This is a genomic window from Alteromonas aquimaris (genome assembly GCF_026183695.1).
Taxonomy (GTDB): Bacteria; Pseudomonadota; Gammaproteobacteria; order Enterobacterales; family Alteromonadaceae; genus Alteromonas; species Alteromonas aquimaris.
This window is the reverse complement of sequence record NZ_JAPFRD010000005.1, coordinates 497,317-520,385: the sequence shown is the minus strand read 5'-3', so window position 1 is coordinate 520,385 and position 23,069 is coordinate 497,317. Positions and strand designations below refer to the sequence as shown.

22 protein-coding genes are annotated in these 23,069 nt (G+C 44.9%); 13 read left to right on the top strand and 9 right to left on the bottom strand.

Annotated features, from left to right (window positions below; all coding sequences use genetic code 11):
- Positions 1 to 16 precede the first annotated feature (16 nt).
- The 6 genes from OPS25_RS05375 to OPS25_RS05350 are packed head-to-tail and all read right to left on the bottom strand — an operon-like array spanning position 17 to position 4,573.
- Positions 17 to 607: an HD domain-containing protein gene (locus OPS25_RS05375; RefSeq protein ID WP_265616609.1), complete on the bottom strand. Its 591-nt coding sequence runs from the start codon at positions 605 to 607 to the stop codon at positions 17 to 19.
- Between the two features lie 51 nt (positions 608 to 658).
- The gene (gene rluB / locus OPS25_RS05370) at positions 659 to 1,585 is read right to left on the bottom strand and encodes a 23S rRNA pseudouridine(2605) synthase RluB (protein ID WP_265616608.1); all 927 of its coding nucleotides are present in this window, start codon (positions 1,583 to 1,585) and stop codon (positions 659 to 661) included.
- A 50-nt stretch (positions 1,586 to 1,635) separates the two neighbouring features.
- Positions 1,636 to 2,226, bottom strand: a complete 591-nt coding sequence (scpB, locus tag OPS25_RS05365) for an SMC-Scp complex subunit ScpB (protein WP_265616607.1) — start codon at positions 2,224 to 2,226, stop codon at positions 1,636 to 1,638.
- Positions 2,213 to 3,079: a segregation and condensation protein A gene (locus tag OPS25_RS05360; RefSeq protein WP_265616606.1), complete on the bottom strand. Its 867-nt coding sequence runs from the start codon at positions 3,077 to 3,079 to the stop codon at positions 2,213 to 2,215. Before OPS25_RS05360 ends, scpB begins: the two co-directional genes overlap by 14 nt.
- The gene (locus OPS25_RS05355; RefSeq protein ID WP_265616605.1) at positions 3,076 to 3,696 is read right to left on the bottom strand and encodes an L-threonylcarbamoyladenylate synthase; all 621 of its coding nucleotides are present in this window, start codon (positions 3,694 to 3,696) and stop codon (positions 3,076 to 3,078) included. The genes OPS25_RS05360 and OPS25_RS05355 overlap by 4 nt, the downstream gene beginning before the upstream one ends.
- A gap of 4 nt (positions 3,697 to 3,700) precedes the next feature.
- Complete coding sequence (locus OPS25_RS05350; RefSeq protein ID WP_265616604.1) at positions 3,701 to 4,573, bottom strand: PHP domain-containing protein; 873 nt, start codon at positions 4,571 to 4,573, stop codon at positions 3,701 to 3,703.
- Positions 4,574 to 4,841: 268 nt separating this feature from the next.
- Here OPS25_RS05350 and OPS25_RS05345 point away from each other — a divergent pair, with 268 nt between their 5' ends.
- From OPS25_RS05345 to OPS25_RS05315, 7 genes are read left to right on the top strand one after another with little or no spacing between them, the layout of a single operon-like run.
- The gene (locus tag OPS25_RS05345) at positions 4,842 to 6,437 is read left to right on the top strand and encodes an anthranilate synthase component 1 (protein WP_265616603.1); all 1,596 of its coding nucleotides are present in this window, start codon (positions 4,842 to 4,844) and stop codon (positions 6,435 to 6,437) included.
- Positions 6,437 to 7,051, top strand: a complete 615-nt coding sequence (locus OPS25_RS05340; RefSeq protein ID WP_265616602.1) for an aminodeoxychorismate/anthranilate synthase component II — start codon at positions 6,437 to 6,439, stop codon at positions 7,049 to 7,051. The genes OPS25_RS05345 and OPS25_RS05340 overlap by 1 nt, the downstream gene beginning before the upstream one ends.
- Positions 7,044 to 8,075, top strand: a complete 1,032-nt coding sequence (trpD, locus tag OPS25_RS05335; protein WP_265616601.1) for an anthranilate phosphoribosyltransferase — start codon at positions 7,044 to 7,046, stop codon at positions 8,073 to 8,075. Before OPS25_RS05340 ends, trpD begins: the two co-directional genes overlap by 8 nt.
- Positions 8,068 to 9,465, top strand: a complete 1,398-nt coding sequence (gene trpCF / locus OPS25_RS05330; RefSeq protein ID WP_265616600.1) for a bifunctional indole-3-glycerol-phosphate synthase TrpC/phosphoribosylanthranilate isomerase TrpF — start codon at positions 8,068 to 8,070, stop codon at positions 9,463 to 9,465. The genes trpD and trpCF overlap by 8 nt, the downstream gene beginning before the upstream one ends.
- A 17-nt stretch (positions 9,466 to 9,482) precedes the next feature.
- Complete coding sequence (gene trpB / locus OPS25_RS05325) at positions 9,483 to 10,676, top strand: tryptophan synthase subunit beta (protein ID WP_265616599.1); 1,194 nt, start codon at positions 9,483 to 9,485, stop codon at positions 10,674 to 10,676.
- Entirely contained in the window at positions 10,663 to 11,472 is an 810-nt protein-coding gene (gene trpA, locus OPS25_RS05320; protein WP_265616598.1) for a tryptophan synthase subunit alpha, read from the top strand. Before trpB ends, trpA begins: the two co-directional genes overlap by 14 nt.
- A gap of 1 nt (position 11,473) precedes the next feature.
- On the top strand, positions 11,474 to 11,773 hold the full coding sequence (locus OPS25_RS05315) for a YciI family protein (RefSeq protein WP_265616597.1): 300 nt from the start codon (positions 11,474 to 11,476) through the stop codon (positions 11,771 to 11,773).
- Between the two features lie 52 nt (positions 11,774 to 11,825).
- Here OPS25_RS05315 and OPS25_RS05310 read toward each other — a convergent pair whose 3' ends face one another.
- A complete protein-coding gene (locus OPS25_RS05310; RefSeq protein WP_265616596.1) occupies positions 11,826 to 12,290 on the bottom strand; it encodes a pyridoxamine 5'-phosphate oxidase family protein in 465 nt (154 codons plus the stop codon).
- A gap of 252 nt (positions 12,291 to 12,542) precedes the next feature.
- Between OPS25_RS05310 and OPS25_RS05305 the strand changes: the two genes are divergently transcribed.
- From OPS25_RS05305 to OPS25_RS05295, 3 genes are read left to right on the top strand one after another with little or no spacing between them, the layout of a single operon-like run.
- The gene (locus tag OPS25_RS05305; RefSeq protein ID WP_265616595.1) at positions 12,543 to 12,830 is read left to right on the top strand and encodes a PepSY domain-containing protein; all 288 of its coding nucleotides are present in this window, start codon (positions 12,543 to 12,545) and stop codon (positions 12,828 to 12,830) included.
- Positions 12,830 to 13,504 (top strand): response regulator transcription factor, encoded by a 675-nt coding sequence (locus OPS25_RS05300; protein WP_265616594.1) that lies wholly within the window; start codon positions 12,830 to 12,832, stop codon positions 13,502 to 13,504. The genes OPS25_RS05305 and OPS25_RS05300 overlap by 1 nt, the downstream gene beginning before the upstream one ends.
- A complete protein-coding gene (locus OPS25_RS05295) occupies positions 13,501 to 14,835 on the top strand; it encodes an ATP-binding protein (protein ID WP_265616593.1) in 1,335 nt (444 codons plus the stop codon). The genes OPS25_RS05300 and OPS25_RS05295 overlap by 4 nt, the downstream gene beginning before the upstream one ends.
- Positions 14,836 to 15,141: 306 nt before the next feature.
- On the opposite strand, the gene OPS25_RS05290 is transcribed toward OPS25_RS05295, so the two are convergent.
- Positions 15,142 to 19,695 (bottom strand): chemotaxis protein CheB, encoded by a 4,554-nt coding sequence (locus OPS25_RS05290; protein ID WP_265616592.1) that lies wholly within the window; start codon positions 19,693 to 19,695, stop codon positions 15,142 to 15,144.
- A 539-nt stretch (positions 19,696 to 20,234) separates the two neighbouring features.
- The gene (locus tag OPS25_RS05285; RefSeq protein WP_265616591.1) at positions 20,235 to 21,275 is read right to left on the bottom strand and encodes an AI-2E family transporter; all 1,041 of its coding nucleotides are present in this window, start codon (positions 21,273 to 21,275) and stop codon (positions 20,235 to 20,237) included.
- A gap of 87 nt (positions 21,276 to 21,362) precedes the next feature.
- Between OPS25_RS05285 and folX the strand changes: the two genes are divergently transcribed.
- The 3 genes from folX to OPS25_RS05270 all read left to right on the top strand — a co-directional run bounded on the left by folX (position 21,363) and on the right by OPS25_RS05270 (position 23,039).
- On the top strand, positions 21,363 to 21,725 hold the full coding sequence (folX, locus tag OPS25_RS05280) for a dihydroneopterin triphosphate 2'-epimerase (RefSeq protein ID WP_265616590.1): 363 nt from the start codon (positions 21,363 to 21,365) through the stop codon (positions 21,723 to 21,725).
- A 9-nt stretch (positions 21,726 to 21,734) separates the two neighbouring features.
- On the top strand, positions 21,735 to 22,631 hold the full coding sequence (locus tag OPS25_RS05275) for a TIGR01777 family oxidoreductase (RefSeq protein WP_265616589.1): 897 nt from the start codon (positions 21,735 to 21,737) through the stop codon (positions 22,629 to 22,631).
- A gap of 213 nt (positions 22,632 to 22,844) precedes the next feature.
- Positions 22,845 to 23,039 (top strand): CsbD family protein, encoded by a 195-nt coding sequence (locus OPS25_RS05270; RefSeq protein WP_265616588.1) that lies wholly within the window; start codon positions 22,845 to 22,847, stop codon positions 23,037 to 23,039.
- Positions 23,040 to 23,069 lie beyond the last annotated feature (30 nt).

Genomic DNA, 23,069 nt, shown 5'->3' with positions numbered 1-23,069 from the left:
TGAGGCGTCAGGTCAACTACTCCGTTATCCATCCTTTATTCATAGCGATATTTATTTGTTGTTGAGCGTAGTCCCACAGCTTGGGGGCCAGATCTTTCAAATACTGATTTCTGGCAAGCACTTGCGATTTTTTGATTTGATGTTTTGCCCAACTGCCCCCTTCATTCTGCACATTCTGTATTAACGGCAGAATACGATCGATGGCTTTGGCGAAACGACCGTCAGCAGTTTCCGCTTTTTCAAACTCCAGCCATAAGCTAAGCATTGTTTGCGACAGTGCTTCAGGTAATAAACCGAAAATGCGGTGGGCAGCGTTAAGCTCTTTCTCTTCTTGTGCATTCAAGTCAGCTATATCAGCGAAAGCAAACGTATCACCCGCATCAATTTCTACCACGTCATGAATTAGCAGCATTTGCACCACACGGTTGATATCAATTTCTTCTTCAGCATACTCTTGCAGTACGATAGCGGTAAGCGCAATATGCCAACTGTGTTCAGCACTATTTTCCTGGCGGTTGCTATCGCATTTGATTAGCGCTTGACGATGAACGCCTTTAAGTAGATCCAGTTCCCGTATGAAGGCAAGCTGGGCTTCGAGATATTGCAAAATTAAATCCTTTAAATAAAGTAAGAAACCCGCGAAGGTTCTACGAGTTATTTAGCGTGGTTTTCTTCTCTTTTTATCGTTTTTACGAGGCGTTGTGGTGTGCTCGAAGGCCTTGGCGGCTTGTTTCGTCTTGCCTTCTGCGTTGCGAGTACGGTGCTTTTTGACTGAACGACGCATCCGGCTAAGGCGCGCGTGATCAAGCTTGTTCTGACGTGCATCTACCAGGCTGTCTTTTTCGTCAGGAAGCTGAACTAACTTACGCAGCGAGTTGACTTCATCCAAAGGCAATTCTACCCATGCACCCTGCGGCAGTCGCTTTTGTAATTCTATGGTGCCGTATTTAACCCGAATAAGTCTGCTAACTTGTGCCCCTTGCGACTCCCATAAACGTCGCACCTCACGATTTTTACCCTCTGATAATGTGACGTTATACCAGTGGTTCATACTGTCTTCATCAGACGGACGCGCCTTGATGCTGGTAAACTTCGCTTCTCCGTCTTCTAGCTGCACCCCTTTCTGAAGGGTATTTAACGTTTCCTGGCTGACCTCTCCAAAAACCCGTACCGCATATTCTCTTTCCACTTCGCATTTGGGATGCATCAGGCGATTGGCCAATTCACCATCATTGGTAAACAGCAATAAACCACTCGTGTTAATATCTAAACGGCCCACCGCTATCCAGCGGCCAAGGCGGATAGTAGGTAAGCGTTCAAAAACGGTTGCTCGACCCTCTTCATCATGACGCGTACAAATTTCACCTTCCGGTTTGTTGTACATTAACACCCGACAAACAGGTTTCTCAGTCTGGCGCGACAACAGGTGTCCATCCACTCGAATTTGTGCAGTAGCTTCTACCCGATCTCCCAGGCTGGCTACTTTACCATCTACTGACACCCGCCCTTCGTCGATCCAGCGCTCCATCTCCCGACGGGACCCTAAACCTTGATTTGCCAGAACTTTTTGTAATTTTTCGCTCATTGATGATTTGGCTCTTTATTCAAAATAATGAAGACGATAAGAATGCTGTTCTACGTCGCCTCTGTTAATACGTGATTCGCTTTGCCCTGATCAGTATGCTGCTGGGCCAGGGCATCAAATGCGTCAGCAGATGGCAGCTCTGCCAACGAAGCTAATGAAAAATAATCTAAAAAGGCGGTGGTCGTAGCGTATAGCGCCGGACGACCGGGCACTTCTTTGTGACCAACACTGCGCACCCAACCTCTTTCGGTCAGGGTTCTCATTATATTACTGCTGACTGCTACACCACGTATTTGCTCAATTTCACCCCGGGTTATGGGCTGACGGTACGCAATCAGTGCTAGCGTTTCCATCATTGCCCGTGAGTACTTGGGAGCACTTTCTTGCCATAAAAGACTTAAGAAAGGACTTAGACTGTCCAATGACTGAAAACGATAACCCCCTGCAACTTTAACCAGTTGGATACCACGCGGCTGATAATCCAAATGAAGCTCTTTTAATACTTTGCTTAAGGCACGATCACTCACCGAGAATCCTGACAGTACAGTGTCCCTTAACAAGCTTTCTGAAACCGGCTTTTGAGCAACAAATATGGTTGCTTCAACAAGCTGTTTTAATTGCTGGTGATTAATCTTTTTCATGGCTGCCTAATTTAACATGAATCTTGCTGTAAGGCCCTGCCTGAATGCAAATGATTAACTGCTCTTTAACCAGCTCTAAAATAGCCAGAAAAGACACCACTACCCCGGGTTTACCCTCGTTAACCGTAAACAATCTTTCCAGAGGGCTAAATTCGTGTTCGCACAAGGATGCTAAAATTGCCGCCATGCGTTCTCGCGTGCTTAAAGATTCGCGCTCTATGGTATGGTGCTCGAACGCTGCTGCACGTTTTACTGCATGACTAAAAGCCAGTACGAGCTCCTGCAGACTTACGCTCGGTGAAATTTTGATGGGCTGCACCGCATCATCCAGCATCACCTCACATAAAAATATATCTCTTTCCAGGCGTGGCTGCTCGTCCAATTCCTGAGCGGCCTTTTTCACCACTTCATATTCTTTTAAGCGCCGAATTAACTCTGCACGCGGATCCTCTTCATCTTCATTGTCGTCGGCTCGACGCGGTAACAGAAGTCTGGATTTTATTTCCGCCAGAATAGCGGCCATTAACAAATATTCAGCAGCCAATTCCAGCTTGACTGATTTCATCACTTCTACGTATTCCATATACTGGCTGGTAATCTGAGCAACAGGTAACGTGGTGATGTCGAACTTTTGTTTGCGGATAAGGTAAAGCAGTAAATCTAGCGGACCTTCAAACGCTTCAAGAATGACCTCAAGAGCGTCAGGCGGTATGTATAAATCCTGCGGTTTCTCTATTAACGCTTCACCGTTAATAAATGCCAACGGCAATGGTTGCTGTACCGGTTCAGATAAGGACGGCGCCTGCTCTGGCGTCACTTCCTGGACCTGTTCGTCCGACGCATACTCACTCATAGAAACGGCGACGTATCCCCTGCCCCTTCTCGCACAATAACAGGTTCATCTTCTGATAAATCTACCACAGTGGTAGGTTGTTCACCGAGACTGCCACCGTCAATTATAAGTCCTACGCGTTTCTCCAGCTTAGAACGTATTTCTTCAGGATCAGACTCGGCCATCGTTTCCCCGGGTAATATCAGCGATGTCGACATCATGGGCTCGTCAAGCGCTTCAAGCAGACGCTGGGCAATATTGTTACTGGGAACGCGCATACCAATAGTTTTGCGTTTGGGGTTCTGCAGACGTTTCGGCACTTCCCGTGTTGCTTTGAGAATAAACGTGTAAGGCCCAGGGGTGTTGTTCTTCACCAGTCGGAAAACCGTGTTATCCACCTTTGCATATACTGACAATTCAGACATATCTCGACACATCAAGGTAAACTGGTGTTCGATATCAATGCGTCTAACCATGCAAAGTTTGTCCAGGGCTTTTTTATCATCCATCTGACAACCTATTGCATATCCTGAGTCGGTAGGGTAGACCACCACCTCACCTTGCCGAATAAGGTCACAGGCTTGATTAATTAAGCGTTGCTGAGGGTTATCAGGGTGAATTACAAAATACTGACTCATAAGATTATCCAGAGTGGGTAATGTTCCAATTATGCCAGATTGGCGTTAACGCGTCATCAATGAGTAGATTCCTTCCCAGCTCCGTCCATCGCGAAGGAAAGTGAAAATCTGAGCCAGCGGACGCCAGTAAATGGTGTTCTTTTACTAACTCATGAATGATTCGGCGTTTGTCTGCGGAGATCCCAGGTGATGCCGTTTCTATAGCATCTCCCTGAGCTTCGCTAAAATCATGTACTAATCTACGTAACCATTTAGTCGTCATATCATAATGGGCGGGATGAGCTAATACAGCCTGGCCACCCGCTCGATGAATCACGTCGACGGCTTGTGCGATTTCGGGCCAGCGAGCTTTATAAAAAGCCCGTTTCCCTTTACCCAAATACTTTTTAAACACGGTATCGATTGAGGCTATTTGAAAATCAGCGACCAACACTCTGGCAAAATGTGCGCGGGTGACCTGGCCTCGTCCTGCTAGAATCAAGGCTTTCTCTGTTACACCTTCAAAACCACACTTTGCTAACTTCTCACCTATTTTGAATGCACGTTCCCGACGAATGACCGCTTGGTTCGTCAAAAAACGTTGTAAATCAGGGTGCGTCCGATCGAAATTAAGACCTACCACATGAATATCAAACCCATGCCAGCTACAGGATATTTCTACCCCATCCACAATGGTAAGTTGACGCTTCTGCGTGGATTGGAACTTTCGCGCACTATCAAGTGCGGCAACTGTGTCATGATCGGTAATAGCCAGAACATCTATTTGCATAGTATGCGCACGCGTAACTAATTCTTCAGGCGTAAGGTGTCCATCAGAAAACTGAGTATGACTATGAAGATCAATTTTTAACTGTTTACGCAAATTATCGGTTGACACGAGTAGCTTTTTGTTTTCTTCTAATAGTGAAAAGTAAGAAATAACAGTATACGTGCTTAGCGCCTTGGATCCTAACCCCGTTTATTCATTTTTTAGAATTAGGTATTTAATAACCATGCAATCGACCCCGGTCTCTTCAATGACTTTAACTAACTGGTGGTGGCACTCCCTCTCATAGCGGGCGGAGCATGCATTGGTGTGTGTTTTTTAGAAAAAGGCCCGTTTTTAACGGGCCTTTTTTTGTTTCATGATTCAGGAGTAACAGTAAATGAGTTTAGCCGAGTTAGGCGATCAACCCGGGATGGTAGAAACCATCATGCGACCTTGCCCGTATATAAACGACCCTCTGCAAGCGTTTGAAATGCTCTGTGACGATAACAAGCCTTCGTTATTGCTTGAATCGGCTGAAATTGAAAGTAAGGATGAATTACAAAGTCTGCTGCTCGTAGATGCAGCCTTAAGACTCGAATGTAATGGCCATATCATCACCTGTGAGGCGCTAAGTGAGAATGGATTAAGCGTCTTACCCTTATTCAAGCAACATTGTCCAGAGGGCGTATCTGTTGAAGAAAATGAACTATCGGTAAGACTCACGATGCCGGAAGCGCCAACAGATTGCGACGAGGACAGCCGCTTAAAGGCAGTGAGTGTTTTTGATGGCTTAAGAACGCTCTTACACTCATTAACCGCATTGCGCACTCATCCTCATGCGGTGTTTTTAGGAGGTGCATTTGCTTACGACCTGTTGGCTACATGTGAAAAGCTGCCCACGGTGGAAGCCAGTGAAAACACCTGTCCGGACTACGTATTTTACCTGGCAGAAACCTTACTTATCACCAATCATAAGACGCAGGAAACAGAACTTCTGGGTAGTGTATTCAGCGGCAGGAATGTAGCGCAAAGCTATTTTTCAATTTCGCAGAAACTTGAAAATATAGATCAACAACTTCACCAGTTAACCCTTTCAGAGACCCAAGTGGCTTGTGGGGCTCATGTATCACCAGAGGTTAACGTTGATAAGTCAGACGTCACCTTCAAGCGAGATGTGTTAAATCTTAAAGAGCACATACTGGCTGGGGACATTTTTCAGGTGGTCCCTTCGCGAACTTTTTCACTTCCCTGCCCTTCGCCTCGTCAATCTTACGCCCAATTAAAACTATCCAACCCCAGCCCCTATATGTTTTATTTACAGGACAGCGACTTTGTTATTTTTGGTGCATCACCCGAATCGGCGCTAAAGTATGAGAAGCACACTAATCAGGTGGAAATATACCCAATTGCTGGTACCCGACCGCGTGGAAAGAGGCCTGACGGCAGCATCAATGCTGATTTGGACAGTCGAATTGAACTTGATTTGCGCAACGATGACAAAGAAAAGGCAGAGCATATTATGCTGGTGGATTTGGCGCGCAACGATGTCGCTAAGGTGAGTGAACCGGGTAGTCGTTTCGTCAAAGATTTGTTAAAGGTGGATCGCTATTCCCACGTTATGCATCTGGTCTCACGGGTAGTCGGCCAATTGAGGAACGACCTTGATGCGTTACATGCGTACCAGGCTTGTATGAACATGGGCACGTTAGTGGGCGCTCCCAAAATAAGCGCGGCAGCGCTGATCCGTAACGTTGAGCGAAAAAGACGCGGCAGCTACGGCGGTGCGGTCGGCTATATCAATGGACAGGGTGATATGGATACCTGCATTGTAATTCGTTCTGCTTTTGTGCGTAACCAGATCGCCTATATACAAGCAGGAGCAGGGGTCGTGTATGATTCGGATCCTCAGGCAGAAGCTGATGAAACACGTAGCAAGGCGCAGGCAGTCATCAGTGCGGTTCAAGCCACTAACCATGCAGAGGGAGCGGCCTGATGGACCACAACGTTTGTATTTTCCTTATCGACAATGTGGATTCATTTACATACAACCTGGTAGACGAATTACGCGCATTGGACTTTGAGTTAATTATCTATCGAAACACCGTTGATGCCGAGCATATACACGCGAAGATGCAGGAAAAGGCAGTGCAAAAGCCAGTGTTACTAATGCTTTCACCAGGACCTGGCGCGCCTCATCAGGCCGGGTGTGTTCCGCAGTTGTTAACCAAAGTCGCGGGACGATTCCCTGTACTCGGGATATGTCTTGGTCATCAAGCCATTGTAGAGCATTATGGCGGAGTAGTAGGACGTGCCAAGCACGTGATGCACGGCAAAGCTTCAGCTATCGAGCATGATGGTACGGGAGCGTTTAAAAATCTTCCGCAACCGCTAGTGGTGGCACGCTATCATTCGCTTGTCGCCACCACGTTACCACCCACCCTGCAATGTATTGCTCACTACGAGGATAATCCCATGGCTGTGCTGGCTGAAGAAGATAATATGTTGGGGTTTCAGTTTCATCCCGAATCGATCCTGACGGCTACGGGCAGTAAGTTGCTTACGCAAAGTATCCTCTTTCTAACTTCAAAGGAGTTTAACCATGCTTGATGCTTCTCCCATCCTGGACAAATTGTTTGCCCAGGAAAGTTTAACCCAAGCGCAATCATTTTCGCTGTTTAACAGCATCATGCATGGGGAACAGCCTGACACATTACTTGCTGCTGTATTAACCGCGCTGAAGATCAAGACTGAATCTGCTGATGAAATTGCGGGCGCAGTGAATGCAATGATTTCGAATGCAACCCCCTTTCCCACTCCTGATTATCCGTTCGCCGATGTCGTTGGAACAGGAGGGGATGGCCATAACACAATCAATATCTCCAGTGCTGCTGCGGTATTAGCAGCAGCCTGTGGCGTAAAAGTAGCCAAACATGGCAATCGTAGCGTTTCTAGCCGATCGGGTTCCGCGGATCTGTTTCGGGAATGCGGTATCGAGTTAGAAATGCCCCCATCACTGGCGAGAAAATGTTTGGACGAGGCAAATTTTTGTTTTCTGTATGCGCCTGTTTACCACGCAGGAATGCGTCATGCCGCTTCCGTTCGAGCACAGCTTAAAACCCGCACAATCTTTAATATTCTTGGCCCTCTAGCCAACCCCGCCGGGCCAAGTCACGGACTTTTCGGCGTATACAGCCCCGACCTATTGGAAAAATATGCGCAAACACTCATGTTACTCGGTCAGCATCGAGCAATGATTATTCATGGCAACGGTTTGGATGAGCTGGCACTACATGGTGAATCTATTATTTTCGATCTGGAACATGGTGACATCCGCCGTCTTCAGGTAACTCCTGCTGATTTTGGTTTATCCCAGTATCCCATAAGTGCCATCGAAGGTGGCGACCCTGCCGATAATTATAGGATGATCCGCGCAGCGTTAGCTGGCGAAGGTCAAGAAGCACATCGCGCTGCTATTGCGATGAATTGCGCTGCCCTACTAAAGTTAACTGACAAAGTCACTTCATTTAAGGAAGGGACAGAATTAGCCATGTCGACTCTGCAAGCGGGCAAGGCACTAACGACGCTAGAAAACGTCGCCGCAATGTCGCATCAAGAGGTACAGAATGCCTAATATTTTAGAGGAAATTGTTACAAATAAACGTAAGACGCTTACATCCTTAAAGCTTGAATTAGATGTCGTGCAGTTGAAGGCAAGCGTCTCGCCTTCAACTAAGAGTTTGTTTGATGCACTTTGCACACCTCCCACCCGCTTTATTCTGGAATGCAAAAAAGCTTCTCCATCTAAAGGATTAATCCGCGAACCCTTCGATCTTGATGAAATTATTGATGCATATTTACCCTACGCTGATGCTATTTCAGTGCTTACAGATGAACAATATTTTCAGGGTAATTACGAGTACTTGCGTTACATAACCAGCCAAGTCGCGGTTCCTGTCATTAATAAAGACTTTTTCATTGATGAAATTCAGGTATACCTGGCGCGTTATCATAATGCCGATGCGATCTTACTGATGTTAAGCGTTCTCAATGACGAAGAATATTCGTATTTAGCTACTGTGGCTGATTCGCTTAATCTTGATATATTGACTGAAGTAAGTAACGAAGAGGAAATGCAGCGTGCCATTAATCTAAAAGCGAAAATTATTGGCATTAATAACCGTAATTTGCGGGACTTATCTACCGATTTGAATACCACTAAACGCCTGGTACCTATGCTGACAAGCGCACATCATCAGTTTGTAGTGGTATCTGAATCGGGCATCTATACCCACCAGGACGTGCTCTCGCTGGCTCCTTTTTGCAATGGATTTCTGGTTGGCAGTTCTCTCATGGCACAACATGATCTTCTACAAGCCGTGCGTCAATTGGTATTAGGGGCTATAAAGGTGTGTGGGATAACCTCTACGGAAGATGCCCGCACCGCGTTTTCGAATGGGGCGGCCTATGTAGGATTGATCTTTGCTCAGCAATCTCCCCGTTGCATTTCGTTTGACGATGCACAACGAATCACCGCTACTGTGCAGGGACGATATGTGGGCGTGTTCACACACCATTCTGAAGCTGAAATAGCTCATATCGCGCACACGATATCTTTACACGCTGTGCAGTTACATTTTCCAACCACCGCCGAATTCAGACAGAAACTAAAGCACTTGTTACCAGCAGGATGTGAAATATGGCAAGCCATGGGGGTTATCGATACGCTGCCCGAACAATTTGACTCAGTTAATCAATGTAAGTCTGCAGATAAGCTCTTACTCGACTGCCAAGTAAACGAATCATTTGGCGGTACTGGCAGGCAGTTCAACTGGCAACTTATTGAGAATATTAAAGATAAACACAAGATTATTTTGGCCGGGGGGATTACGCCCGATAATTTTAAAGCGGCGGCAGCAACGGGTGTAGCAATTGTGGATGTGAATTCAGGAGTAGAGAGCCAGCCCGGCCAAAAGTCAGCCGATAAAGTCAAGGCGCTGTTCGCCAGCGCACGCGATTATTAGCCATTACAGGATTAAAAATGAACAAACTTAACTCAAGATTCGGCGAATTTGGTGGCATGTATGTACCGGAGTTATTAATTCCTGCGCTTGACCAGTTGGAGCAAGCCTTTATTGATGCTTGCGAAGACGCCTCATTTCAACAAGAATTTACTGCCTTACTCAACGATTACGCTGGCCGTCCCACGCCACTCACGTTAACGAGAAACCTGGTGAGTAATCCGCTGGTGAAACTTTACCTGAAACGAGAGGACTTATTACACGGTGGCGCCCACAAAACTAACCAGGTATTAGGCCAAGCCCTGTTGACTAAGCGCATGGGTAAAACCGAAGTGATCGCAGAAACAGGTGCTGGTCAACATGGCACTGCTACCGCTTTAGCTTGCGCGTTACTCGGTTTGAAAGCCCGTATTTATATGGGAGCGAAGGATGTGGAACGCCAGGCTCCAAATGTATTTCGGATGCGATTAATGGGAGCAGAAGTCATTCCAGTAAGTGCAGGCTCTGGCACGTTAAAAGATGCAGTTAACGAAGCAATGCGTGACTGGTCTGCCAACTATGATAAAGCCCATTACTTGCTAGGCACAGCAGCAGGGCCCCACCCCTTCCCCACCATCGTACGTGAATTCCATCGAATGATAGGCGAAGAAGTCCGCGAACAAGTGATGCAGAAAGAAGGACGTTTACCGGATTCATTGGTAGCTTGTGTGGGAGGAGGATCAAACGCCATCGGTATGTTTGCCGATTTTATTGACCAGCCTGAAGTCAAGCTGATAGGGGTTGAGCCGGCTGGTAAAGGGTTACACACCCATTTGCATGGCGCCACCATCTGTAAAGGCAGTAAAGGCATTCTACATGGTTCTCATACCTTCATAATGCAGGATAAAGAAGGTCAGATTGAAGAAAGCTATTCGGTTTCTGCAGGTTTAGATTATCCAGCAGTGGGCCCCCAGCATGCGCATCTTGCGCAAACTGGTCGTGCTGAATATGTGGCCGTTACCGACGAAGAGGCATTACATGCGTTTCAATTACTGGCTCGAAAAGAAGGCATTATTCCTGCACTTGAGTCCTCTCACGCACTGGCGCATGCCTTAAATATGGCCGACGAAGCCCAACAGGAAACAATTATTGTAGTAAACCTTTCTGGTAGGGGTGATAAGGATCTGGCCCATGTCACCAGTATTTTAGGAGATGAGTTTAATGGACAGATATAAAACACTCTTCAATCAATTAAAGGAACGTCACCAGGGTGCATTTGTCCCTTTTGTTATGATAGGCGATCCTGATCCCCAAAGCTCATTTGAAATTATTTGTCAGCTAATCGACAGCGGGGCAGATGCGTTGGAATTAGGCTTTCCCTACTCTGACCCGATTGCAGACGGGCCGACCATTCAAAAGGCGGCGATTCGTGCACTTAAAGCAGGCGCGACGCCTCCCAGGTGCTTTGAGATTTTAGGAAGAATTCGTGCACGGTACCCCGAAATTCCTGTGGGTCTATTGCTTTATAGCAATCTGGTATTAGCTAAAGGCATTGACAGTTTTTATCTACAGGCAAAAAGTGCGGGGGTGGATTCAATTTTAATCGCGGATGTTCCCCTTAGGGAAATCGATCCATTTAAACACGCTGCCAGCAATGCCGGCATCGCACAGATTTTAATTGCCCCCCCCAATGCATCAGATGACGCCCTACTTAAAATAGCAAAGGCTTCGTATGGTTACACCTATGTTCTCGGGCGAGCTGGTGTTACCGGCGCAGAAACTGACGCCGACCTTGACGCAAAAGAACTGTTAGACAAACTCCAGCAAGCCCATAGTGCTCCATCACTTCTCGGGTTTGGCATCTCACGGCCTGAACAAGTTAAACAAGCATTGAACGCAGGCGCAGACGGTGCGATTAGCGGTTCAGCGACAGTCAATATTATTGAAAAACACTTAAACGATAAGCAGCAAACGCTGGCTGAACTTGACGAATTCGTCCAGTCAATGAAAGCCGCTACAATAAGGGACTAATATGCTTTATATGATCAATGCAACGGATGTTGCGGATAGTCTTGAACAAAGACTGGCATCCCGCCCAGCACATCTTGCCCGTTTGCAAGCGTTAAAAGATGAGGGCAGACTTGTATTAGCCGGCCCGTTTCCCGCTGTTGATAGCAACGATCCTGGGCCAAATGGTTTTAGCGGCTCACTGATTGTGGCAGAATTTGAATCACTGGAAGAAGCTAAAGCGTGGGCAGATGACGATCCTTACCTCAAATCGAAGGTATACCAGTCAGTAGAGGTGAAGCCGTTTAAAATGGTATTACCTTAGTAGACTTTCCAGCTTATCGACGCCCCAAACCGGGGCGTCCCTTGCTGGCTGGTTAAAGGTTCACTTTCTTATGTTCACCCATCTCGTCTTCTTTCATCCGCTTACCCGTCATTAATTTAAACACCCCTTTGATACCGGGATCAGCATTCCAGATTTCAGCGTTATCCAGTTCAAAGCGCATCATCTTAAGGGCGGGATCATTCTTTCCTTCGTCATACCAGGCTTCCACATGGTTTGACCAGTATTTATCGATGATTTCCTGACGGGTTTCCTCTACTAAACGGCCCTTAATACAGGCAAACACATCGTGACTTTGTCCGCTAAAACAGACCATCGCCGGTCCCCCGGGCGCAATACGGTTATCTTTTTTGGTATAAAACCAAAACTCATGATCTGCATCTTTATCAAGTTGGGCATGCATGGGTTCGGCGTGGTCTTTTGAATTCATCAGACTAACCATTACATTCGGGCTTTCAGCCATTGCTTTCCACATTTTCGTTCGAATATCAGTAGACATAACTTGCACTCCTTGTTGAAAAAAGCGTGTTAATAATATTACCTACAGCAATGTAAACGAGAAAACCGACATAACAGATTGCTCAGTTGTGGCTTTTAATCAAACTCAGAATTAAACCCTTCGCGGTTTCGGTAAATTCAGCATATGTTCATCAAAATTTTCTATGCTAGGATTAGCAAATGAGGCTCGTTTGCAAACAAACTGGAATTCGGTCGTCAGGAAGAACGATGTCAGGTTCCATTAAGAGGGGTTATGAAAGCGTTCATTCGGCGTACAATGGTAATCACAATCGTGACGTGCTTGACGAGTATTTCCAGCTATGCGCTGCAACAAGACAATTACAACGAACGCCAGTTAGATAAAGCCCAGGCTGCCGAGCGCGCTACACAACAGGTTAATGGCAGGGTGTTACGCGTAGATAAAAATAAAGATAATTACCGCGTTAAAGTATTGAAGAGGTCTGGCCGTGTGGTATCGGTTGACGTTGACAAGCGCTCTGGTGAAGTCAGCCCTCCACAGGAAAAGGATAGAAAACGTTAATGCGTATTTTGATAGCGGAAGACGATAGCAGATTACTTACGCAACTTGATCGACTCATGCAAACCAACGGCTATAGCGTTGATTTAGCCGATGATGGCGAACGTGCACTTTTTCATTTAAACGAATATCCTTATGATTTGGCTGTCGTCGATATTGGTCTGCCCAAAATGGACGGGCTTGAAGTTATTCAACGCGCCAGACAAAACAATGTGCGCTGTCCTATCCTCATTCTGACCGCCCGCGACAGATGGCAGGAAAAAGTAGAAGGTTTGGACTCAGGCGCAGATGACTATTTAACCAAACCCTTTCACGACGAAGAGTTGCTCGCTCGTGTTAAAGCCCTGATTCGCCGAGCGTCAGGACAGGCTAACCCGGTGATACAGGCAGGGCCAATCGAACTGGATACAGTAAGCGAAGAAATTCGGGTTAATGGTATTTCGTTGGAGTTAACTGCCTATGAATATAAAGTAATGCAGTACTTAATGATGAACCCGCAAAAAGTCATTTCTAAAACTGAATTGACCGAACATATTTATGATCAAGATTTCGATTTAGACAGCAACGTGATAGAGGTGTTCGTTGGGCGACTTAGAAAAAAGCTCGATCCTGAAAATACCATTAAGCCCATCGAAACATTGCGAGGACGGGGTTACAGGATTAATCGTAATCTATGAAGGGTTTATCCCTTCAGCTTCGTGCAATTATTCTTGCTGTAATTGCGTTAACGCTGTTTATTCCGCTTACCGTCTTAACACTTGAGAGAGCGTATACGGCAAGCTTAACCCAGGCTAAACAAAATGAGCTTAAATTGATGAGCCTGGCGTTAATTTCCGCTTTCGAGCTCGATGGCAATATTCCCTATATGCCAGAGCTTTTATATGAAGAGCAATTAAACCTGCCTGATTCGGGGTATGTGGGGCTAATCCAATTTCGCAATAAGACCGTCTGGCAATCGGCTTCAGCATTGCATTATGATATTACTCACCCGCCCCCCTCACCTAATGTTGGGGAGGAACTTTTCTTAGAAGATTATACGGCTCGTTTTGATAAAAAACGTAGTCACTTTGCCTATGCATTCACTGCTGAGTTTGCGGGTGAAAACGATTTTGAGCCGGTACATTTTTATATATTTAATGATAAAACCGACTTCAATCTGGAACGTGATGCATTTTTAAAAACGGTATGGCAATGGTTATCATTGCTTGCTTTTGCTTTATTGGTGTTAATGTTAATTGGTATGGCGTTATTGCTCTCTCCGGTGAGAGAGTTAATTCACGAGATCAGTATGATGGCGAGAGGAAAGCAAGCCCGACTTACTCACCACTATCCAGTTGAATTTTCTGGCCTACAATCCAGTATCAACCAACTTATGCAAATTGAAGAAGATCAGCGCAAGCGTTATAAAAACAGTCTTGACGATTTGGCCCACAGTCTCAAAACGCCGCTGGCGGTTGCATTAGGTACAGCCGATCTACCCGATGAAGCTAGGGAGTCTTTAAAGCAAATTGACCATTTGATTCGACGCCAGTTAAAACGCGCGACGATTGCTAAATCAGGCTGGCAGGCAGGCGTCGATATTTATCCTATTGTAGAAAAAGTCACCCAAGCAATTAAAAAAATCCATAGCGAAAAGTCGCTCTCTGTATCTATTTCTGGAGAGGACATTCAGTTTCACGGTGATAAAACGGATCTGATGGAAATGGTGGGTAATGTGTTAGACAACGCAGCCAAAGCAGCAACGAAAAATATCCTTGTATCCTTGCAACAGAGTGAAAACTGGATCGATATTTGTGTGGAAGATGATGGACCGGGAATCCCAGAGCATTTACGTGAGAAATTGTTACAACGGGGAAAACGACTAGACACCTATGCCGAGGGTCAAGGGATAGGGATGGCCGTGGTGGCGGATCTGGTTACTATTTACCAGGGCAGACTGCTGATAGATAAGTCACGATTCGCAGGAGCCAAGATCACAATGCAATTTCCTACCGTGCCAAATTTCTAATTATTTTATTGCTTTACACATTGTCATCATTAACATTTCGCCCACCACTTAACTTGGTTGCAGAACCGTTGGTTCACCCCGTATGGGCATACCCAAAACCCGCGCAAATTATAAATCGTAGGAGTGAGCACAAATGCTCCAAGCTGTCTGATTAATTTCAAGCAGCAGCTTGAGTTAACGTCTTCCATGATTAATGGGGCTGCAGGGCTGATATTACCCACCAAAAACAAACCCGAGTTGGTGAGCGTGTTAATGATGCGTTAATCTATCCATAAAATGATTGTCTACAGGTAGTATCAGCCATCATCAGAGTGCCTCGGCAAATTTTTCCAATTCATTTAAAATCGTTTCCACACTCACCGGTTTATTAAAGTGTCCATCGAAACCAGCGGCTTGCGTACTTCTTTTTGCTTCGAGGTGACCATAACCAGTGACGGCCAGAAAGAGCGTTTGTTCAGGTAGATTGGGTTTGAGAATTTCAATCAGCTCAATGCCGCTCATATCGGGTAAACCGATATCCAGCAATGCCACATTGGGTTTGAAGGTCAAATAATTTTGGATAGCCTCACTGGCGGTGTTATAAACTCTTACATCGCACCCTTTGAGATCCAAAATCATTCCAAGCCCATCGGCCACCGTTTCGTTATCATCGACTAACATGACACGTAGCTTTTGCATATTTCTTAAGGAGGAATTTTTGTTATTTCCCCCCTGCGGAAATGAGACCGTTTTGTTATCTAAATCTTCAGTTAATAAAGGTAAGGTCAGTGAAACTAACGTACCTTTATGACGGCCTTCACTGTGTATCGACACGGAGCCACCGTGTAAATCAGCTATTTGCTTAACCAATGACAAACCAATTCCTAAACCGGTATTTTTTCTTTCCCCGTCAGCTTTGATTTGTTGAAAAGGTTCAAAGACCTTATCTTTATATTGCATATCCAGGCCGATACCTGAATCTTTCACATTGATTATCACCTGATTATGCGCTCTAGCCAACTCTATCTCGATGGAGCCGTTATCTGGGGTAAACTTGGAGGCGTTATTAATAATGTTATTGATAACCTGTTGGATACGTGTGCGATCTAATGTTGTCCTGATTTCTTCTGGTGGCAACGATAAGTGGATGGATTGCTTATTCTGATGAATTGACGTAGAGAAATTTTCCACGACTTCTTTGAGCAATTGATTAACATTAACCAGTGCCCTGTCCAGTCTCACTTCACCTCTTGATATTCGAGTTAGATCCAACAGTTCATCCAGTAAAGAAGAGACCAGGTTCACATTACTTCGCATCGAATTTAGGGCCCAATCCAGTTTGGTTTTATCGTGCTCAATAATTTGCACGGCACCACTAATCGACGCTAACGGATTACGGATTTCATGTCCCAGCGTAGCCAGAAAATCATTTTTCTTTTCATCTGCCTCTTGAAGTTCTTTGATCGCATTTTTTAGAGAGGCTTCTAATTTTCTCTGTCGGGTAATATCCACCACCATACCAATCATTTTATGTGGCTGTCCGTTACTAAATAACACCTGACCGTTTGCTTCAACCCAGGTCACTTTTTGGGTAATCGAATTAACCACTCTGTAGACGGCATGGTAGTGACCGTCTCGTTTTGGATCCATAGCGGCCTGGATTTCTATCGTTACCGAATCGCGATCTTCTTCATGAACTCCTTTTATAAAATCATCCTGAGACACAGAGCTTCCGCGGATCCCCCAGATTTCATATAACAACTTATCCCAATAGGTTTTGCCGGAATCAATATCCCATTCAAACGCCCCCATGTGGCTGGAGTCTTTGGCAATTCTTAAACGATTTTCGTTACTCTTAAGTTGTTGCTCCATTCCTTTACGATGAAGTGCCACAGACAGAATATTGGCGGCTGACACCAGAAAATGGACATCTTCCTGATTAAATACTCTTTTGTCTTTGGTATGTACTCCTAACACACCGTAAGGTTTATCACCATTTTCGATGATACAGCTGATGCCACTGACCACTTTATGGTCGATAAGCAAATCGGGACCATTAAACCGTTGTTCTGTTGCCAAATCAGTGACGACCACCGGCTCTGGGGTATGCAGTGTAAACCCTGCCTGGGACCCATTATCTGACGGGACCGTAGCATGCCCAACAATACCGCTATTCCAACCGATCCCGGCTTTGACAAGCAGCTGTTCCTGTTCTGGCTGGTATTCTAATACCTTGCAGAAATCGGCTTTTAAGGTATGGGTTACTTCGCGCACCAATTGATCCATAAGATTTGCGGTATCTTCATTGCTCAATGCTTTCATGCCCAATTTGGCAATTACCGCATGTTGCTCACTACTGGATTTGAGTCGGTTAGCTGTGACTTTTAATTTGGTCACATCAATGAAGGTGATCACTACCCCATCAACTTTTCTGGATTCTGTTTGATAAGGGAGAATTTTTCTCACATACCAGCGACTATCAGTATGAATTTGCTTTTCGCTGGATTCTAAGCTATCTAACACGCGCTTGGCTTCTTCAAGAGTGTCTTCATCAATCAAGTCTCGACACAATTCGTTGATGGGTTGATCAATATCTTGTGAACCAATCCTTAATAATCTTTCTGCAGCAGGTGTAAATCGCTTTATTCTCATATCGCTGGAGAGAAAGATAGTCGCCAGGTTAGTGCTTGCAAAAAAATTCTTGATGTCATCATGAGTTGTCGACAACTCATCGATTTTATCTTTTAGTTGCGCGTTAACAGTGGTTAACTCTTCGTTTAAAGAGCGTAGTTCTTCAGTACTTGCTTCGAGTTCTTCGTTAGAAGATTGGAGCTCTTCATTTGTCGAAAGCGCTTCTTCATGGGCAGCTTTTAACTCTTCAGTACTGGTTTCCAGTTCTTCGACAGTATTTTGTAACTCTTCTTTGGTCTCTCTGAGCTCCTTCTCCATCGCTTCAATCATGCTGTCATGATCATGATGATCTATCTGCTGGCTTAATAGATCATGCTCCGCATTGGACAAAGGTATCTCTTCAAAGGTAACGATGACGTTACCTTCACCTCTTCTATCACTAGAGGTGGGTGTAATAATACAACGATAATTGAAGCTGGATTCCGACTCTGTAGCCGGCCGCGGAAGACCGATGCTCACCCGCTCCCCCGTTTTTCTGGCTTTATAAATACCACTTCGCATTCTGGTGCGTAGACCGGGGTCAATCATGCTATAAAGATCTAAGCCGGCGTGACCGTCCGGTAACGCTAAAAATTTATTTACGTTGCCATGAAAATAAGAAACACGGTTCTCTTCATCAACAATGATAGAGGGTTTGACGGCTAACAGTAATGTTCGCAGAGCCCGTTCTTCATCTGCATTCTGCTTATGTGGTTCTTTACTACGCAACCTGCTTTTATCATTTTTATCGTTGAAAAAAGTAGGCAGAATGGATGGATAATTTTTCACTTCGTTTCGCTCTTTTCTACAGTAAATTCGCCATTTCGAAGATAGTGTCGTAAATAGCTCTTTTTTCTCACCCACACTTTCCGAACTACCGAGAAATAAATATCCCTCGGGAATTAGCGAATAAAAGAAAGATTTCAACACTTTTTGTTGAGCACTTTTTTGTAAATAGATTAGTAAGTTACGACAACTCACCAAATGGAGATTCGAAAACGGAGGATCGGTATAAACGTTCTGTTGCGCAAAAGAAATGGTATCGCGAATACTATTTCGAATAGTCGCATAGCCATCACTGGCGACTTCAAAGTATTTATCGATAAAAGGTTTTGGCAGTTCTGCAATTATGCTGCTTGGGTAACTCCCTTTGCGCGCTGTTTGTATGGCATCCATATCGATGTCAGTGGCAAAAATCCGTAAACCAACATCTTTTCCGGATTTTTCAATTTGCTCTGTTAACAAAATTGCTAACGTATAAGCTTCTTCTCCGCTTGCACAACCCGCTACCCAAACCCTGACATCTTCACCTTCATCAATTTCATCGACAATATTAGCCAACACTTTACTGTCCAGTATTTTGAAGGCCTCACGATCACGAAAGAAATCGGTTACATTTATCAGTAAATCGCGTAAGAGTGCGCCCCGTTCACTTTGGCTTTCTCGTAGTAAGGCGATGTAATCTTTAGCGGTCTTTTTTCCTGTTAAGCTCATCCTGCGGAAAATGCGGCGCTTAACCGTACTATCTTTGTATTGTGCGAGGTCGAAATTTTCCTGAGCTTTTAGTAAAGCACGGATTTTATTTAAATCAGTGGACGAAGAGTCGTCCTCACTATTTATTGCGTGATAGGGATGCGTACCGAATTTGATTAACAGATCGGGAATTTTTTCTACGGGTAATATTTCATCTACCACACCAGCGTTTATCGCTGACTTTGGCATGCTGGGATATTCAGCTGTTTCGGGACATTGCACAACTGCGAGGCCGCCAGCCGCTTTCAAAGCTCTTAGACCTGCAGTTCCATCACTGCCCGCACCAGAAAAAAGTAAGCCAACTGCTTTTGACTTATACATCTCAGCCATAGAACGGAACAAGTGATCTATGGCCATCCTCGCACCACGATGCTCAGTCTGCTCAACTAGGCGGATAGTGTGGTCGCAAACCTCTATGAACCTACCAGGTGGAATGATATAGGCATGTCCGGATTCTATTTTCTGACCATCTTCAGCCTGACAAAATTGATAAGATGTTTCGCGCGCTAATATGCTCGCCAACATGCTGTCATGATCAGGGGCCAGATGCTGTACGACGATAAAGGCAATATTCGCATGAGTAGGTACATGATTGAAAAAGTGCTTTAACACATCCAATCCGCCGGCAGAGGCGCCAACGCCTACTATCAATTGCGTTTCTTCTTTAATTTCGCTCATCAAGCTCTCTTAGGCTTACAGCATCCAAAGACAAGTAAAAAGGGTAGCAATTTGTATCTTTAAGGTCTAATGAAATCGATATCGGCCTGCTATATTATCAGGTCGTGCTTTCGCTATTAGTCTCGGCTTGGTTTTAACATTACCTTGCTTATAAGCAAGTAGTGGAAAGAAAGCGGAGGACTGCATGCCTATGAAGCAAAGATACAGTATATAGGTAACCACTCGCGTGAATGTCGTTACTTCATCAACATAGTTATGCGCCGCGTGGCCATTCCTGCGGCCACCACCAGCTTCAGAAGCGTACCCATCGCTCCAGCGCGTCTTTAGCTTGTTCACCACAATTAGGCTTGACTATCCTGGCGTGCATACCCTACCAAAATTCAGGTTGGATAGGCTGGAGATATGTCATCGAAGTCCTTATCTTATAGTATGTTACCTAAGTTAGGGGCAACTACGCACAGTCGTTTCCAACCTGCCTTACGCGTTTAAAAACGGCAGCTTATCGCTACTTGAACGGGGGGCAGCTGATGTAATATGACCTAATAAACCGGACGGGTTTTTTCGCCTTCGCTTGACAGCAGAACCGCAAGCCACCGACTTTCCTCTCTGGATTCGAGTGCAATTTTTACGATCATGGTTAAGGGCACCGAAAGCAACATCCCTACACTTCCTAGCAACCAGCCCCAGAAAATTAGTGATAAAAATACGACCAATGTTGATAGCCCCATTCCTCTGCCTAGCAGCTTAGGTTCCACCATATTACCCATTATAGTATTCACCAGCACAAACCCCAGTGCGACCAATCCTGCTGAAGCCAGGCCATATTGCACAAAAGCGATGATTACAGTTGGGATGGCAGCGATAATTGAGCCGATGTTGGGGATGTAGTTCAACAGAAACGCTAATACCGCCCACAATAAAAAATGGTCAATATCCATTACATACAGCCATACACCAATAAATAATCCTGTGGCTAGACTTACCACTGTCTTGATAGCCAAGTAGCTATTCACAGACTTTATAAAACGATCCACATGCTTCATTTTCATATCAGGATCGGCTAAGGCAATATGTAAACGTTTAGGTATACTGTCTGATTCAAACAGCATAAAGATAACTGTCAGCAGGATCAGCAATAGGTTCGATAAAGCGCCGCCCATTCCACTTATAAAATTTGTCGCCACAGACATAGCCATACCCGGGTCAAGATAAGAAGCAATCAGGTTTCTGTCGATATGAATGTTAAACGCCGCTAACCGCTCTGCGATCCATGAAAATTCATCACCCAGTTTTAATTTATAGGCAGGAAGATTCTGTTTAAAGTCTGCTAAAGACTGCCCTACCAGACCAGCTAGTAGAAAGCCGATAAAAACAATGATTAGGATCACCAGCGTCACTGACACCCATTTGGGGATTTTGCGCCGTGTTGCCCAGTTGATTAAAGGGCTGCACGCGATGGCTATAAAACCTGAGAGGAAAAAGGGTACCATGATAGCACTAGCCGCTTTTATGCCTGCCAATACGATGACCAGTGCCGCCAATACAATTAGCACTTTAGCTGTAGGGGATCGAAGTTCCATATTGTTTGTTATGTTTTTTTGCTATCCTAAAATTCGTTTCCTAATTTACCCCGAGTTGCGGTTAACTACAATTTTTAAGAGAAAACAATGACGTTGAATGAGGCTTCAATAAAAATAAAAAACCTACGTCTGCGAACCTATATTGGTATCAACGAAGACGAAATTGCCAACAAACAGGATGTGGTGGTGAATGCAAAAATCATTTATGACGCAAAGCGTGCAACTGACAGTGATAATATGCAGGATGCGCTAAACTATAAAACGGTGACGAAGGCAATTATCAAGCTGGTTGAGGATAATCGTTTTGCGTTATTGGAGAAACTCACTGCCGATGTTTTAGAAATTGCAGCGTCACATGATTGGGTCACGTTTGCAGAAGTTGAAATTGATAAACCGCATGCATTGCGATTTTCTGATTCAGTGTCCCTCACGTTATCTTGCTATAAGTAAGGAAAAGCAATGCACATCCTAATTACGGGTGGTACAGGATTAATCGGTCGGCATCTTATCAAGGCGCTTGTCAGTAAACACGATATTACCGTGTTGACCCGGAACGCCGAACGTGCATCGGCCATTCTCAAGCAGAATCTATCCTTTGTGCAATCATTAGATGAAATTAGCGATTTTTCAAAATTCAATGCAGTAATTAATCTTGCAGGTGAGCCCATCGCTGATAAACGCTGGACTCAACAACAAAAACAGAAAATCTGCAAAAGTCGCTGGCACATCACTCAACAATTGGTGAATAAAATCAATGCAGCGGCAACTCCCCCCGAAGTTTTAATTTCGGGATCGGCTGTGGGATATTATGGCCGTCAAGGCCAATCTTCGGTAACGGAAGACCAGCATCAGGTAAATGAAGAGTTCACCCACACAGTCTGTAAAGAATGGGAAGCGATCGCTAACCAGGCAACAAGTGAACATACGCGTGTGTGCACTATTCGCACGGGGATAGTACTGGCCAAGGGAGAAGGTGCATTGGGCAAAATGGCCCTGCCTTTTAAATTTGGAGTGGGCGGCAAGTTAGGTGATGGCAAGCAAATGATGTCGTGGATCCACCTTAAAGATGAAGTAGCTGCAATCCTGTTTTTATTGACCAATGACCACTGTTCAGGAGCCTATAATTTAACCGCACCTAATCCTGTCAGTAATGCTGAGTTTTCACAACGACTGGCGCATGCACTACACCGCCCCAACTTATTTACCGTGCCTGCATTTGTATTAAAGATCGTGCTGGGTGAAACTGCAGATTTGCTGCTAACGGGTCAATGCGTTTTACCTGCCCGCTTACTTGCAGAAGGCTTTACTTTTCACTATCCGTCTCTCGACCAGGCTTTACAAGCTGAGTATAGCTAAGCACGGTGCTACATTACGTTAGGATGCTATGAAATAATTACTTAACTACCCCTATTAACTTTTCGTAATGCCAGTAAATTTTTAAATAAAATGCTGAAAATTCATACCCTTACAGCATGCCGAGTAACTCAGCGCGCTTGGTATGTGCCTTGCACTACTGTTATACCATTTGTCAGAATGGTTTTTTTACTGCTATCTACAAGGAGATAGATTATGAATAATGATCGTATTGAAGGTAATTGGAAAGAACTTAAAGGTAAAGTTCAGCAGCAGTGGGGTAAATTGACCAACGACGATTTAGATCGAATCGATGGCAAACGCACTGAACTGGTGGGAAAAATTCAGCAACATTACGGTAAAAGTAAAGAAGAGGCTGAACGTGAGGTAGATAGTTACTTTGCCCACTAATTTCTATGCAGTAAGTAGAAAAGCAAAAGG